General features: G+C 70.3%; 11 protein-coding genes and 1 pseudogene. 7 read left to right on the top strand and 5 right to left on the bottom strand.

The window, feature by feature from the left end; genetic code table 11:
* Nucleotides 1-106 precede the first annotated feature (106 nt).
* Together G3I60_RS00845 and G3I60_RS00840 are read right to left on the bottom strand one after the other, a co-directional pair.
* Complete coding sequence (locus G3I60_RS00845; protein WP_164292637.1) at nucleotides 107-1,471, bottom strand: sugar ABC transporter substrate-binding protein; 1,365 nt, start codon at nucleotides 1,469-1,471, stop codon at nucleotides 107-109.
* Between the two features lie 117 nt (nucleotides 1,472-1,588).
* Entirely contained in the window at nucleotides 1,589-2,350 is a 762-nt protein-coding gene (locus G3I60_RS00840; protein WP_203672066.1) for a DeoR/GlpR family DNA-binding transcription regulator, read from the bottom strand.
* A 429-nt stretch (nucleotides 2,351-2,779) separates the two neighbouring features.
* On the opposite strand from G3I60_RS00840, the gene G3I60_RS00835 reads away from it, so the two are divergent.
* Together G3I60_RS00835 and G3I60_RS00830 are read left to right on the top strand one after the other, a co-directional pair.
* Nucleotides 2,780-3,070, top strand: coding sequence for a hypothetical protein (locus G3I60_RS00835; RefSeq protein WP_164292638.1), 291 nt, complete (start codon nucleotides 2,780-2,782; stop codon nucleotides 3,068-3,070).
* A pseudogene (locus G3I60_RS00830) lies at nucleotides 3,069-3,194 on the top strand (glutathionylspermidine synthase family protein); the annotation flags it as partial. The gene G3I60_RS00835 and the pseudogene G3I60_RS00830, both read left to right, overlap by 2 nt.
* Here the strand turns inward: G3I60_RS00830 and G3I60_RS00825 are convergent.
* From G3I60_RS00825 to rhaI, 3 genes are all read right to left on the bottom strand, one after another.
* A complete protein-coding gene (locus G3I60_RS00825; protein WP_164292639.1) occupies nucleotides 3,188-4,672 on the bottom strand; it encodes a rhamnulokinase family protein in 1,485 nt (494 codons plus the stop codon). The pseudogene G3I60_RS00830 and the gene G3I60_RS00825 overlap by 7 nt on opposite strands.
* Before the next feature lie 72 nt (nucleotides 4,673-4,744).
* Nucleotides 4,745-6,790 carry a bifunctional aldolase/short-chain dehydrogenase gene (locus tag G3I60_RS00820; protein WP_164292640.1) on the bottom strand — a complete coding sequence of 682 codons (2,046 nt, stop codon included), beginning with the start codon at nucleotides 6,788-6,790 and terminating at the stop codon, nucleotides 4,745-4,747.
* Nucleotides 6,791-6,851: 61 nt separating this feature from the next.
* Nucleotides 6,852-8,018 carry an L-rhamnose isomerase gene (rhaI, locus tag G3I60_RS00815; RefSeq protein WP_138351449.1) on the bottom strand — a complete coding sequence of 389 codons (1,167 nt, stop codon included), beginning with the start codon at nucleotides 8,016-8,018 and terminating at the stop codon, nucleotides 6,852-6,854.
* 199 nt (nucleotides 8,019-8,217) lie between these two features.
* On the opposite strand from rhaI, the gene G3I60_RS00810 reads away from it, so the two are divergent.
* The 5 genes from G3I60_RS00810 to G3I60_RS00790 all read left to right on the top strand — a co-directional run bounded on the left by G3I60_RS00810 (nucleotide 8,218) and on the right by G3I60_RS00790 (nucleotide 13,325).
* Nucleotides 8,218-9,747: a sugar ABC transporter ATP-binding protein gene (locus G3I60_RS00810; protein ID WP_164292641.1), complete on the top strand. Its 1,530-nt coding sequence runs from the start codon at nucleotides 8,218-8,220 to the stop codon at nucleotides 9,745-9,747.
* Nucleotides 9,747-10,799 carry an ABC transporter permease gene (locus tag G3I60_RS00805; RefSeq protein ID WP_164292642.1) on the top strand — a complete coding sequence of 351 codons (1,053 nt, stop codon included), beginning with the start codon at nucleotides 9,747-9,749 and terminating at the stop codon, nucleotides 10,797-10,799. Before G3I60_RS00810 ends, G3I60_RS00805 begins: the two co-directional genes overlap by 1 nt.
* On the top strand, nucleotides 10,783-11,772 hold the full coding sequence (locus G3I60_RS00800; RefSeq protein WP_138351446.1) for an ABC transporter permease: 990 nt from the start codon (nucleotides 10,783-10,785) through the stop codon (nucleotides 11,770-11,772). The genes G3I60_RS00805 and G3I60_RS00800 overlap by 17 nt, the downstream gene beginning before the upstream one ends.
* Nucleotides 11,773-11,847: 75 nt before the next feature.
* Nucleotides 11,848-12,933 carry a rhamnose ABC transporter substrate-binding protein gene (gene rhaS / locus G3I60_RS00795; RefSeq protein ID WP_164292643.1) on the top strand — a complete coding sequence of 362 codons (1,086 nt, stop codon included), beginning with the start codon at nucleotides 11,848-11,850 and terminating at the stop codon, nucleotides 12,931-12,933.
* 71 nt (nucleotides 12,934-13,004) lie between these two features.
* Complete coding sequence (locus tag G3I60_RS00790) at nucleotides 13,005-13,325, top strand: L-rhamnose mutarotase (RefSeq protein ID WP_138351611.1); 321 nt, start codon at nucleotides 13,005-13,007, stop codon at nucleotides 13,323-13,325.
* The last annotated feature ends 37 nt before the right edge of the window (nucleotides 13,326-13,362 follow it).

Genomic DNA, 13,362 nt, shown 5'->3' with positions numbered 1-13,362 from the left:
GTCTCTCCGCTTCGCGCGGGTGGCCTCCCGACCCGCGGAGGGCGGCGGGTCGGGAGTGGGTCGGCGAGGGTGGGTCGGCGGGCGGTTCCGCGGGTGCGGAGCCCGGTCACTGGCCGGCGTGTTTGGCGGCGACCGTCTCGGCCCGGGACTGGCTGGTCCTCAGGGCGCTCTCGACGCTGCTCCGGCCGGCGATGGCGGAGCTGATCTCCTGGGATACCTGGGTTCCGAGATCGGTGAACTCGGGGATGCCGACGAACTGGATGCCGGGGGCGGGTCGTGGCTGTACACCGGGGTTCAGGGGGTCGGCGTTGGTCAGCGCGGTCTTGGTGGCCGCCGCGAACGCCGATGCGGCGGTGAGGTACTGGGCGTTGGTGTAGGTCGAGGTGCGCTTGCCGGCCGGGACCTTGGACCAGCCCAGCTTGGTGCCGACGAGGTTCTCGTAGTTCTTGCCCGACGCCCAGGAGATGAACTTCCATGCGTCGTCCTGGTGCTTGCTGGCCTTCTGCAGACCCCAGGCCCAGGTGTAGAGCCAGCCCGAGCTCTTCGTCCGGTCGACCGGCGCGGGCACGTAACCCATCTTCCCGGCGACCGGTGAGCCCGTGCCGTCCAGCAGGCCGGCGGCCGAGGTGGCGTCGTACCACATGGCGACCTTGCCCTGCTCCATGTTGTTCAGGCACTCGGTGAAGCCGGCCTGCGGGGCGCCCGCCTCACCGTGCGCACGCACCAGGTCGACATAGAACTTCGTCGCCTTGGTGAACTCCGGACTGTTGACCTGGGCCTTCCAGTCCTTGTCGAACCAGGTGCCACCCATGGTGTTCACGACCGTGGTCAACGGCGCGATCAGCTCACCCCATCCGGGCTGGCCACGCAGGCAGATGCCCTTCATGCCGGGCTGCGCCCCGTCGGCCTTCGCCGCCAGGTCCGCGACCTGGGTCCAGGTCGGGTTGGCGGGCATCGTCAGGTTCTTGGCGGCGAAGACGTCCTTGCGGTACATCAGGAACGACGACTCGCCGTAGAACGGCTCGGCGTAGATCTGTCCGCCTGAGGTCAGGGACTCCTGGATGCTGGGCAGGATGTCGCTCTGCTCGAAGGCGGTGTCGGCCTTGGACTGGGCGGTCAGCGGTGACAGCCAGCCGTTCTTGGCGTAGATCGGGGTCTCGTAGTTGCTGATGGTCGCCACGTCGTACTGTCCGGCCTGGCTGGCGAAGTCCTGACTGATCTTGTCCCGGACGTCGTTCTCCGGCAGCACGGTGAAATTGACCTTGATGCCGGTGGACTTGGTGAAGTTGTCCGCGGTCAGCTTCTGCAGATCCACCATCTGCGGGTTGTTGACCATCAGCACGTTGATGGAGTGCGCCTGGGAACCGCCGCCCCCGCCGCCGGCGCCCGAACAGGCGGCGAGCAGGCTGGTGCAGAGGACCACGGCGACCGTCGCGACGGTGCGCGGCGTGTTCTTCGGTCTTGTCGTCACGCTGGATCCCTTCGTTGGTGATCCGGCCGGGTGGGACCGGGTGTCAGCTGATTTCGCCCACGCCACAGCTGCCCGCGGCCGGGGGCCGCGGATCGAGGGGGTGGAAGGGCCGTCGGGTCAGACGCGGATGACCTGAGGCCCCAGGAGGGTGTAGCGGTGCGCTTCCGCGCTGGACAGTCCGGTGCCGGTGACGATGGCCTCGAAGTCGGCGACCTCCGCGAACCGGCAGAAGCTGCTCGCCCCGAACTTGCCGTGGTGCCCCAGGAAGATCCGTCTGCGGGAGACCTCGATCGCCTTGGCCTTGACGTCCGCGACGACGGGGTCGGGCGTTGTGAGCCCGAACTCCCGGGAGATCCCGTTCGAGCCCATGAACGCCAGGTCGATGACGAAGCCCGAGAGCATGGCGCAGGCCCAGGAGCCCACGGTGGCGAGCGTCCGGGCGCGGACCCGGCCGCCGAGGAGGAGGACGGTGGTGTTGTCCGACTCGGCGACCGCCGCGGCCGTCGACAGTGATGCGGTCACCACGGTCAGGGGCTGGTCGGTGGGCAGCAGTGCGGCGAGGATCTGCGGTGTGTAGCCCTCGTCCACAAAGATCGTTTCTGCGCCGTCGAGGAGCTTGACGCCTTCCGCGGCGATCCGCCGTTTGCTCTCGACGTGCAGCGTGACGCGCTGGGCCAGATTGGTCTCGAAACCCGCGCTCTCGACGGGGTAGGCACCGCCATGGGTGCGGCGGACCAGTCCCCTGCGCTCCAGCGCGCTCAGGTCCCGCCGGATGGTCTCCGGGGCGACCCTGAAGTCGGCGGCCGCGACAGCGACCTCGACGCGGCCCGCCTGGCGCGCCAGAGCCAGCAGCCGGTGATGCCTCTCTTCCGACCTCAACACCGCCACCCGCCCTTCTCCGCCCGTTCGGGCATCCGGGGCCCGAATGGGCCCGTCCATGAGTTATACCGTCGCGACGGAGCCGTGCGCCGCCCCGTTCCGGATCGGACGTTGCCCGATCTCGCCCGGATCGCGATCCATGAATGCGCAGGCCAGCGGCGTCCACCGGATCAACTGCCGCGGCCCGGATGCCCGGCTGCCGCCGATGAGCTGCCGAAACCGGTGGTTCCGGACACCGGAGCCCGTAGAACGGTGAGCCGGCACGACCCGAGTGAAGGGGCGGCGCACCGGATGTCTGCAGTGGGGCCTTTCCACCGTGAAGGAAGCAATTCGCGTGCGCGGCATCCCACCACGAACCGGGCTCCGGCAGACGAGCCGAGGACCCACAACTGCCCGGCTCGAAAGCCGGCCTTCCGCGGGAGAGCCGCGATGACCGCCGACCGGCGGAGGCTGCGCTCGGGCACGGTGGTTCTCGGCAGCATGGGTCTGCTGGCGGTGAGCCTCGTGTCGTGTTCCTCATCCTCCGAGCCCGACAAGCGGTGTGTGAACCCGACGACGTACAAGAAGCTGGCCGACAAGGAGTGCCGCGACGGCGGTTCCGGCCGGTACGAGTACGGCGGCACCGTTCGCAACGGCAGCGTCTCGGGCGGCGGCTTCGACCAGGCGACGGTCAAACGCGGCGGCATCGGTCATGGCGGCTCAGACTCCGGCGGCGGCTGAGCTCGGTGAGGACCTCATGACGGTCGCGTATCTGCGCGAGACCGCCGAGCAGGCGGGTCTCGCGACCGAGGCGTTGTCCGTCGAACGGATCGGACGGCCGCCCCGCATGGCGGGCGACTACGTCCGGACGGTGTCCTTCGCACCGGACGTCCGCGCGGCCGCCTCGTTCCACCGGGTGCGGTCGGCGGCCGGCTCGTAGCGGCGCAGTGGCTGGGTGGCCCGCAGCAGGGACCGGATGTCCGCGAGGCCGCCCCCGATCACTCCCGCGGCCCGCGCCTGCACCAGGACGTTGCCCAGCGCCGCCGCCTCGGCGGGACCGGCCACGACCGGCAGCCCGCAGGCGTCCGCAGTCAGTTGGCAGAGCAGCTCGTTGCGCGCGCCGCCGCCGACGATGTGGACGACGTCGACATGCCGTCCTGACAGGCGCTGGGCGTCCTCGATCGCCGAGCGGTGCGCCAGCGCGAGGGAGTCCAGGATGCAGCGCACCGTCTCCGCGGGATCACGCGGTACCGGCTGCCCGGTCCTGCGGCAGGACTCGGCGATACGGTCCGGCATGCTGTCCGGGGCGAGGAATGCCGGGTCCGCGGCGTCCACGACCGAGCGCAGCGGCGGGACCTGCGCGGCCTGGGCCAGCAGCCGGCCGAGGTCGTGCGGAAGGCCCGCGGCCAGCCAGCTGCGAAGGCACTCCTGCAGCAGCCACAGGCCCATGATGTTGCGCAGATAGCGGACGGTGCCGTCGACGCCCAGTTCGTTGGTGAAGTTCGCGGCGCGCGAGTCCTCGGTGAGGACCGGTGCGTCCAGTTCCACGCCGGCCAGCGACCACGTGCCGCAGGAGATGTACGCGAAGCGCTCGGTGTCCGCCGGCACCCCGGCGACCGCCGACGCGGTGTCGTGCGAGCCGACCGTCACCACCGGCACCGGGTGCTCAAGGCCGGTCGCCTCCAGGACCTCCGGCAGCAGCTCGCCGGCCGGGTCGCCTGGCCTGCGCAGCGGCGGAAAGAGCGACAGGTCGATCCCGAGCCGCCCGGCCAGTGCGTACGCCCAGTCGCCGGTGCGCGGGTCCAGGAGCTGGGTGGTGGAGGCGTTGGTCAGCTCCGTGCCGGTAACACCGGTGAGCCAGTACGACATGAGGTCCGGCATCAGCAGCAGCCGCGCGGCGGCGTCCAGTTGAGGCGTCCCCTGTGCCGCGGCCAGCTGGTAGAGGGTGTTGAACGGTGCGTGCTGCACACCCGTGGCCGCGTACAGCTCCGCCGGCGGCACGGTCCGCCGGATCCGTTCCGGCACGCCCTCGGTCCGGGCGTCGCGGTAGTGGACGGGGTTGCCGAGCAGCGAACCGTCGGCTGCCAGCAGCCCGTAGTCCACGGCCCAGGTGTCGATGCCGACGGACGTCACCGGGCCCGCCGTCCGCAGACCGTCGAGGACCCCGCGGTACAGCGCCAGCACGTCCCAGTGCAGGGTGCCGCCGACGCGGACCGGGAGGTTGGGGAAGCGGTGGACCTCGTCCAGGCCGACCGAACGCGCGGTCACCCGGCCGACGATGACGCGCCCGCTGGAAGCGCCGAGATCGACGGCGGCGAAGGCACGGGGGTCGCTCGGTGGCATGAAGAGCCTCACAGGAAGGGATGGGAACGGGGATCCCGCCGGCCGGCGGGGGTCACCGCCGGCCGGGACCCGCTAGCGCAGGAACGCGGCTGCCACTCCGGCGTCGACGGGGATGTGCAGGCCCGTCGTATGACTGAGGTCCCCGCCGGCCAGCGCGAAGACGGCGTTGGCCACGTGCTCGGGCAGCACCTCGCGCTTGAGCAGGGTGCGCTGGGCGTAGAACGCGCCGAGGTTCTCCTCGCTCACCCCGTACACGGCGGCGCGCTGGGCGCCCCAGCCGCCCGCGAAGATCCCGGAGCCCTGGACCACCCCGTCGGGGTTGATGCCGTTCACCCGGATGCCGTGCTCCCCCAGCTCGGCGGCGAGCAGCCGCACCTGGTGGGCCTGGTCGGCCTTGGTGGCACCGTAGGCGATGTTGTTGGGGCCGGCGAAGACCCCGTTCTTGCTGGAGATGTAGACGATGTCACCGCCCAGACCCTGCTGGATCATGATCCGTGCGGCCTCGCGCGAGGCGAGGAAGGATCCGCGGGCCATGATCGCGTGCTGCAGGTCCCAGTCCGCGGCGGTGGTCTCCAGCAGCGGCTTGGAGATGGAGATACCCGCGTTGTTGACCACCAGGTCCACTCCGCCGAAGGCGAGGACCGCCGCGTCGAACGCCGCCCGGATCTCTTCCTCGGAGGTGACGTCGGCAGGCACCGCGACCGCGCGGTCCGCCCCGCCGAGCTCTTCGACGACGGCCGCCGCACTGGTCGCGTTGATGTCCGCCACGACCACGCAGGCTCCCTCGGCGGCGAGCCGGTGGGCGATCGCCCTGCCGATGCCGGAACCGGCGCCGGTCACCAGCGCGATCCGGGTCGCGAGCGGCTGCGCCGGGGGCATCCGGCGCAGCTTCGCCTCCTCCAGTTCCCAGTACTCGATACGGAACTTCTCGGACTCCTCGATCGGCAGGTACGACGAGACCGCCTCGGCGCCGCGCATCACGTTGATCGCGTTGAGGTAGAACTCCCCCGCGACGCGCGCGGTCTGCTTGTCCTTGCCGTAGGAGAACATCCCGACGCCCGGGACCAGGACGATCGCCGGATCAGCGCCGCGCATCGGCGGCGAGTCGGGCGTGGCGTGCCGTCCGTAGTAGGCGGCGTACTCCTCGCGGTACTCGGTGTGCAGCTGCCGCAGCCGCCGCACCGCTTCGTCGAGCGGCGCGTCGCCGGGCAGGTCCAGCACCAGCGGGCGGACCTTGGTGCGCAGGAAGTGGTCGGGGCAGGAGGTGCCGAGCGCGGCCAGCCGCGGGTGTTCGGTGCGCGAGAGGAAGTCGAGCACCGCCTCGGAGTCGCCGAAGTGGCCGATCTGCGGACGGTCGGCGGAGGCGATGGACCGCAGGACGGGGGCCAGTGCGGCCGCTCTGGCCCGGCGTTCCGCCGACGGCAGCGGCTCGTAGCCGGGCAGGACCGGTCCGAACGGTGTGCTCCTGCCGCGCCGGTCGAGGAACTCGGCGGCGGTGCGGATGATGTCGAGGGAGTTCCGCTCGCACTCCTGCGAGGTCGCACCCCAGGCGGTGATGCCATGGCCGCCGAGTACGCAGCCGACGGCCTGCGGGTTCGCGTCCCTGACGGCGGCGATGTCCAGGCCCAGTTGGAATCCCGGGCGGCGCCACGGCACCCAGGCCACCCGGTCGCCGAAGCACTCCTTGGTCAGCGCCTCGCCGTCGGCGGCACAGGCGAGCGCGATGCCGGAGTCCGGGTGCAGATGATCGACGTGCTCGGCGCCGACCAGGGCGTGCATCGCGGTGTCGATGGAGGGCGCCGCCCCGCCCTTGCCGTGCAGGCAGTAGTCGAAGGCGGCCACCATCTCGTCCTCGCGGTCGACGCCCGGATAGACGTCCACGAGGGCGCGCAGCCGGTCGAGCCGCAGCGCGGCGAGCCCCGACGCCCGCAGGGTGCCCAGGTCGCCCCCGGAGCCCTTGACCCACATCAGCTCGGTGTCCTGCCCGGTCACCGGGTCGGTGGCGGTGCCCTTGGCGGACGTGTTGCCGCCCGCGTAGTTGGTGTTGCGGGGATCGGCGCCGAGCCGGTGGCTGCGCGCCAGCAGCTCCGCCGCCTGCGGGTGCAGTTCTGCGGTCATCGTGGAATCCCTTGCGGATGGGAGCGGAAGCGGGAATCGGTGGCGGCGGGCGTCGGAGGCGTCACGCCCCCCAGCCCGCCTGGGTCCCGCCGACCCGCTCCGCGACGATGTGATCGGCCCAGCCGGACCGCTTGTAGGCGGCGATCGGGTCCGGGTCGATGCCCTGCTCCTCGCGGACCTCGCGCAGCAGCGGACGGACGTCGGTGTTGTACGCGTCCATCAGCACGGCGTTCGCCTCCAGCACCTCACCGGCCTGCTGGGCGGCGCGCAGTGCGACGGGGTCGACCAACAGCGCCTTGGCGGTGGCTTCCTGCACATTCATCACCGACCGGATGATCGCCGGGATCTTCGCCTCGATGTTGTGGCACTGGTCGAGCATGAAGGCCACTCCGGTCTCGGCCGCGAGCCCCCCGCCGCGCACCACTTCGTACATGATCCGGAAGAGCTGGAACGGGTCCGCCGCGCCGGCCATCAGGTCGTCGTCGGCGTAGAAGCGCGAGTTGAAGTCGAAGCCGCCGAGCTTCCCCTCCCGCAGCAGCGTCGCCACGATGAACTCGATGTTGGTGCCGGGGGCGTGGTGGCCGGTGTCGACGACGACCTGCGCCTTGGGGCCGAGCTTGAGGCAGTGGGCGTACGCGGTGCCCCAGTCCGGCACGTCCGTGGCGTAGAAGGCGGGCTCGAAGAGCTTGTACTCCAACAGCATCCGCTGGTCGTCGCCGAGCCGCTCGTAGACCTCGGTCAGCGCGTCGCCCAGCCGACCCTGGCGATCGGCGATATCGTCCTGTCCGGGGTAGTTCGTCCCGTCGGAGAACCACAGTTTCAGATCGCGCGAGCCGGTGGCGTCCATGATGTCGACGCATTCCAGCAGATGGTCGGTGGCCTTGCGCCGGATCTTGGGATCGGGGTGGGTGACTGAACCGAGTTTGTAGTCGTCGTCCTGGAAGACATTGGAGTTGATCACCCCGAGCCGCACACCCCGCCCGGCCGCGTGGGCCGCCAGCGCCGGGTAGTCGTCGGTCCTGTCCCAGGGGATGTGCAGCGCCACCGAGGGCGCGGCCGCGGTGAATTCGTGGACGCGCGCCGCGTCGTCGATCTTCTCCTGCGGGGTGCGGGGCACGCCCGCCTGCGCGAACACCTTGAAGCGCGTGCCGGAGTTGCCGTACGCCCAGGACGGCGTCTCGATGGACTGGGCCTTCAGCGCGGCCTTCACCGTGGACAGGTCGGTCATGTTCATCGCTCCCGCCATGAATCGTTTCACTGAGGGGAAGCTAGGTGCCCGAAGAGGGAGTGTCAACCTCCTGGTTACGGGAGTTCAACCGACTGCGGACACCGGAGCGGAAAACTTGAAACGAAAGCATTGACGCGTCATGTCGCACTGGCCTAACGTCCGTGCAACTCAGTTGAAACCTTTCATGTGAGGCCCCACCATGGACCAGCCGAAGTCGGCGGAACGGCCCGTACTCTCGCTGGAGGACGCCAGCAAGTCCTTCGGTGCGGTCCGGGCTCTGCAGGGTGTGTCCCTGGCCCTCTTCGCCGGGGAGGCGCACGCGCTCGCCGGTGAGAACGGGGCCGGGAAGTCCACCCTGATCAAAGTGCTCGCGGGAGTGCACCGTCCCGATGCCGGGCGGGTGCTGGTGGACGGCGAGCCCGTCACCTTCCACGGGCCCTCCGACGCCCGGGACGCCGGCATCGCGGTCATCTACCAGGAACCGACGCTCTTTCCCGATCTCACCGTCGCCGAGAACATCTTCATGGGCCGCCAGCCGCGCCGCTCCTTCGGCCGGGTCGACCACCGGTCGGTGCGGGACGCGACGCAGGCCCTCATCGAACGGCTGGGGGTCGATCTCGACCCCGGGCAGCTCTGCCGCGGCCTGTCCATCGCCGACCAGCAGCTCGTCGAGATCGCCAAGGCGCTCTCCTTCGACGCCCGGGTCCTGATCATGGACGAACCCACCGCGGCCCTGACCGGAGCCGAAGTGGCCCGGCTGTTCGGCGTGGTGCGGACGCTGCGCGAACAGGGCACGGCCGTACTGTTCATCTCGCACCGGCTGGAGGAGATCTTCGCCCTCTGCCAGCGCGTCACCACCCTGCGGGACGGCCGGCTGATCTCCAGCGATCCGGTCGACGGCCTGACAGAGGACGACCTGGTACGCAGGATGGTCGGCCGTGATCTGGACGAGCTCTACCCCAAACAGCCCGCGCGGATCGGCGAAACGGCCCTGGCCGTGCGCCGGCTCACCCGGGAGGGCGTCTTCACCGATGTCTCGTTCGACGTCCGCCGCGGCGAGATCGTCGCACTGGCCGGGCTGGTGGGCGCCGGCCGCAGCGAGGTCGTGCGCGCCGTCTTCGGCGTCGACCGCGCCGACGCGGGTGACGTGCACGTGGCCGGGAACAAGCTGCGGGCCGGCTCGCCCACGGCCGCGATGGCCGCCGGTGTCGCCCTGGTGCCGGAGGACCGGCGCCAACAGGGCCTGGTGATGGAGCTGTCCATCGAACGGAACATCGGTCTGACCGGACTCGACCGGCTCGGCCGCGGCGGCCTGGTCCGCAGAACGCTGGAGCGCGGCCGGGCAGCGGACTGGGCGGTGCGGCTCCAGTTGAAGTACAACCGGCTCTCCGACCCGGTCGGCGTGCTCTCCGGCGGCAACCAGCAGAAGGTCGTGCTGGCCAAGTGGCTGGCCACCGAACCCGGTGTACTGATCGTCGACGAACCGACCCGGGGCATCGACATCGGCACCAAGGCCGAGGTCCACCGGCTGCTGTCCTCGCTCGCCGCGGAAGGACTCGCCGTCCTCATGGTCTCCTCCGACCTGCCGGAGGTCCTCGCCATGGCGGACCGGGTGCTGGTCATGCACGAAGGACGCATCACCGCGGAACTCCCGCGCGCACTGGCCACCGAGGAATCGGTCATGGCCGCGGCCACCGGCCGGACCGCCGGCGGAGAGAAGGCAGCCTGATGACAGCGACAGTGGAACAGCCCACGGCGCCGCCCGGCGCGCGCAAGGTGACGGCGCGTTCGCTCACCGAGACCGTCTTCCGGGCCCGGGAGACCAGCATCGCCGGGTGTCTGGTGCTGCTCGTCCTCGGCACCTGGGCGGCCAACCACCGCTTCCTGTCGGAGCAGGGCATCAAGGACCTGCTCCTCAACGCGTCGATCCTGATCCTGCTGGCCGTCGGCCAGTCGGTCGTGGTCCTCACCCGCAACATCGACCTCTCGGTCGGATCGGTGGTGGGACTGTCCGCCTTCGCCTGCGGGAAGTTCGTCTCCGGCACCGACCGCAACGCCGTTCTGGCCCTGCTGCTCGGCATCGGCGTCGGCGCGCTCTGCGGCCTCGTCAGCGGACTGCTGGTCAGCTTCGGGCGGGTGCCGGCGCTCGTGGTCACGCTGGGGATGCTCTACATCATCCAGGGCACCGACTACTGGTGGGCGCACGGTCAGCAGATGAACGCCGCCGACGTCCCCGCCTCCGTCCTCGACCTGGGCAGCGGCAGCGTCCTCGGCGTCCCGTACCTGGCGCTGATCGCCGTCGCCGTACTCGCCGCCGCCTCCTACTACCTGCGGTCCTACCGCAGCGGCCGGGAGCTGTACGCCATCGGCTCCAGCCCGGAGGCCGCCCGGCTCGCGGGCATCCCGATCCGCCGCCGGATCCTGGCCGCCTACGTCTTCTCCGGCGCGGTCGCGGGCTTCGCCGGCGCCCTGTGGCTGGCCCGCTTCGGCACCGTCGTCGCCGACAACGCCCACGGCTGGGAACTGACCGTGGTCAGTGCGGTGGTGGTCGGCGGCGTCGCCATCACCGGCGGCACCGGCAGTGTCTGGGGCGCGGCGCTCGGCGCGCTGCTCCTCACCACCGTCGGCAGCGTCCTGGTCGTCCTGAAGGTCGACTCCTTCTGGCAGAGCGCCATCACCGGAGCCCTGCTGCTCGCGGCCATCAGCGTCGACCGGATCGTGACCCTGCGCATGACCAGCGCCCTGAGGAAGAGGAACGCGCGCCATGTCCACCAAGTCTGACCTGAGCCGGTTCCTGCGCTGGGACGTCGCGGTCGGCATCCTGCTCGTGGCCGTCTTCGCCACCGGAGCCGGTACCACCGAGGGGTTCGCCACCACCGGCAACCTGTCCTTCGCCCTCAACGACATCGCCGAGGTCGCGATCATCGCGCTGCCGATGACGCTGCTGGTGGTGGCGGGCGAGATCGATCTGTCGGTCGCCTCCATGCTGGGGCTGGCCAGCGCGGTCAGCGGCAAACTGTGGGAATCGGGCTGGGCGTTCGAAACCATCGTTCCGGTGGTCCTGGCCATCGGCGTCCTCGGCGGTCTGCTCAACGGCTGGCTCGTCACCCGGGTCGGACTGCCCTCGCTGGCCGTCACCATCGGCACGCTGACGCTCTACCGGGGCCTGGCGTCGGTGGCGCTGGGCAGCAACGCGGTCACCGACTTCCCCGAGACGTACGCCCGGTGGACGTCGGACACCAACACCGTGCTCGGGATCCTGCCCTACCCCTTCGCCCTGTTCATCGTCCTGGCGGCCGTCACCGGTGTGGTGCTGCACGCCACCGGGTTCGGCCGCTCCCTGTTCGCCACCGGCGCCCAGGAGGAGGCCGCCTACTTCTCCGGCATCCGGGTCAAGCGGATCAAGCTGCTGCTGTTCGTCCTCACCGGACTGCTGTCGGCCTTCGCGGGCATCGTCTTCACCCTGCGCTACGGCAGCGCCCGTGCCGACAACGGCCAGGGCTTCGAGATGCTCGTCATCGCCTCCGTGCTGCTGGGGGGCGTCGACTTCGACGGCGGCAAGGGCACACTCGGCGGCGCCATCGCCGGAGTGCTGCTGATCGGCCTGCTCAAGAACCTGCTCATCCTCAACGACGTGGCCAACGAGGTCCAGGTGATCGTCACCGGACTCCTGCTGGTGGCCTCGGTACTGACCCCGCGGGTGATCGCCGCGGCACTCGAACGGCGCCACCGGCGCGCAGCCGCAGCTGTCTGACGGCGCGCACCGCCCCCTCCGCACCACCGTCACCCGACGAACTCCCCGAGGAATTCCCCGAAGAAGGGCTTCGCCATGTCCCTCCCCACCACCGTCCCGGTGCGCGCGCTCACCGCGGTGACCGCCGTCTGCGCTCTCGCCCTCACCGCGACCGCCTGCGGTGGCACGACGAAGAAGTCCAGCTCCGACCAGGGCCCGGGCACGGCCTCGACGGCCTCCGCCGACCCCGCTGCCGCGCTCAAGAAGGGTCTGAAACTCGCCTTCCTGCCCAAGCAGATCAACAACCCCTACGAGACGATCGTCGACAACTCCGGTATCGCGACGGCGAAGGAGATCGGCAGCACCGCCAAGGAGGTCGGCCCCTCCGACGCCAGCGCGTCCTCGCAGGTCTCCTACATCAACACGCTCATCCAGCAGCAGCAGGACGCGATCCTGCTGGCGGCCAACGACCCCAACGCGGTCTGCGGTCCGCTCAAGCAGGCGATGACCAAGGGCATCAAGGTCGTGGCGTACGACTCCGACACCGCCAAGGACTGCCGGCAGCTGTTCATCAACCAGGCGAGCTCCGAGCAGATCGGCCGCAGCCTGGTGCAGAACCTCGGCAAGCAGCTCGGCTTCCAGGGCAAGATCGCGATCCTGTCCGCCACCCAGAACGCCACGAACCAGAACACCTGGATCGAGTTCATGAAGAAGGAGCTGGCGCTGCCGGCGTACAAGGGGATGGAGCTGGTGAAGGTCGCCTACGGGGACGACGACGACCAGAAGTCCTTCCAGCAGACCCAGGGACTGCTGCAGGCCTACCCGGATCTGAAGGGCATCATCGCGCCGACCACCGTCGGCATCGCGGCGTCCGCCCGCTACATCAGCTCCTCGTCCTACAAGGGCAAGGTCGTGGTGAACGGGCTGGGCACCCCCAACCAGATGCGCAAGTACGTCAAGGACGGCACCGTCGCGCAGTTCTCCCTGTGGGACCCCAAGAAGCTCGGCCGGCTCGCCGCGTACGCCGCGGCCGCGCTGTGCTCCGGTCAGATCACCGGCGCGGAGGGGCAGACGTTCAAGGCCGGTGACCTGGGCAGCTTCACCGTCGGCAAGAACGGTGAGGTCATCCTCGGCAAGCCCACCGTCTTCGACACGTCCAACATCGACGGCTTCGACTTCTGAGCGTGCCCCGCATCCCGGCCCGCCGCCCGCCGGCGGCGCGGCCGGCCGTCGACGGCGAAAGGCCCGGGAACATGCGGCGTGTCTGCTTCCTGCTTCAGGTCCGCCAGGACCGGATCGACGCATACCGCCGCCGGCACGAAGCCGTGTGGCCGGAGATGACCGCCGCGCTGTCCGCCACCGGCTGGCACAACTACTCCCTCTTCCTCCGCGAGGACGGGCTGCTGGTGGGCTATCTGGAGACCGAGGACTTCGCCGCGGCGCAGAGCGCGATGGCCGCCACCGAGGTCAACACCCGCTGGCAGACGGAGATGGCCGAGTTCTTCGAAGCCCCCGACGACGACCGGCCCGACCGGGCCATACGCCCCCTCACCGAGATATTCCACCTCATGTGACGGCCGGCGACCCGGCCGGCCCGCTCCCCGGCCGACC

Origin of the sequence: Streptomyces sp. SID13666 (genome assembly GCF_010548325.1) — a bacterium.
Taxonomy (GTDB): domain Bacteria; phylum Actinomycetota; class Actinomycetes; order Streptomycetales; family Streptomycetaceae; genus Actinacidiphila; species Actinacidiphila fildesensis.
The sequence above is the reverse complement of the archived record's forward strand: the minus strand, read 5'-3'. Positions and strand labels throughout refer to the sequence as shown.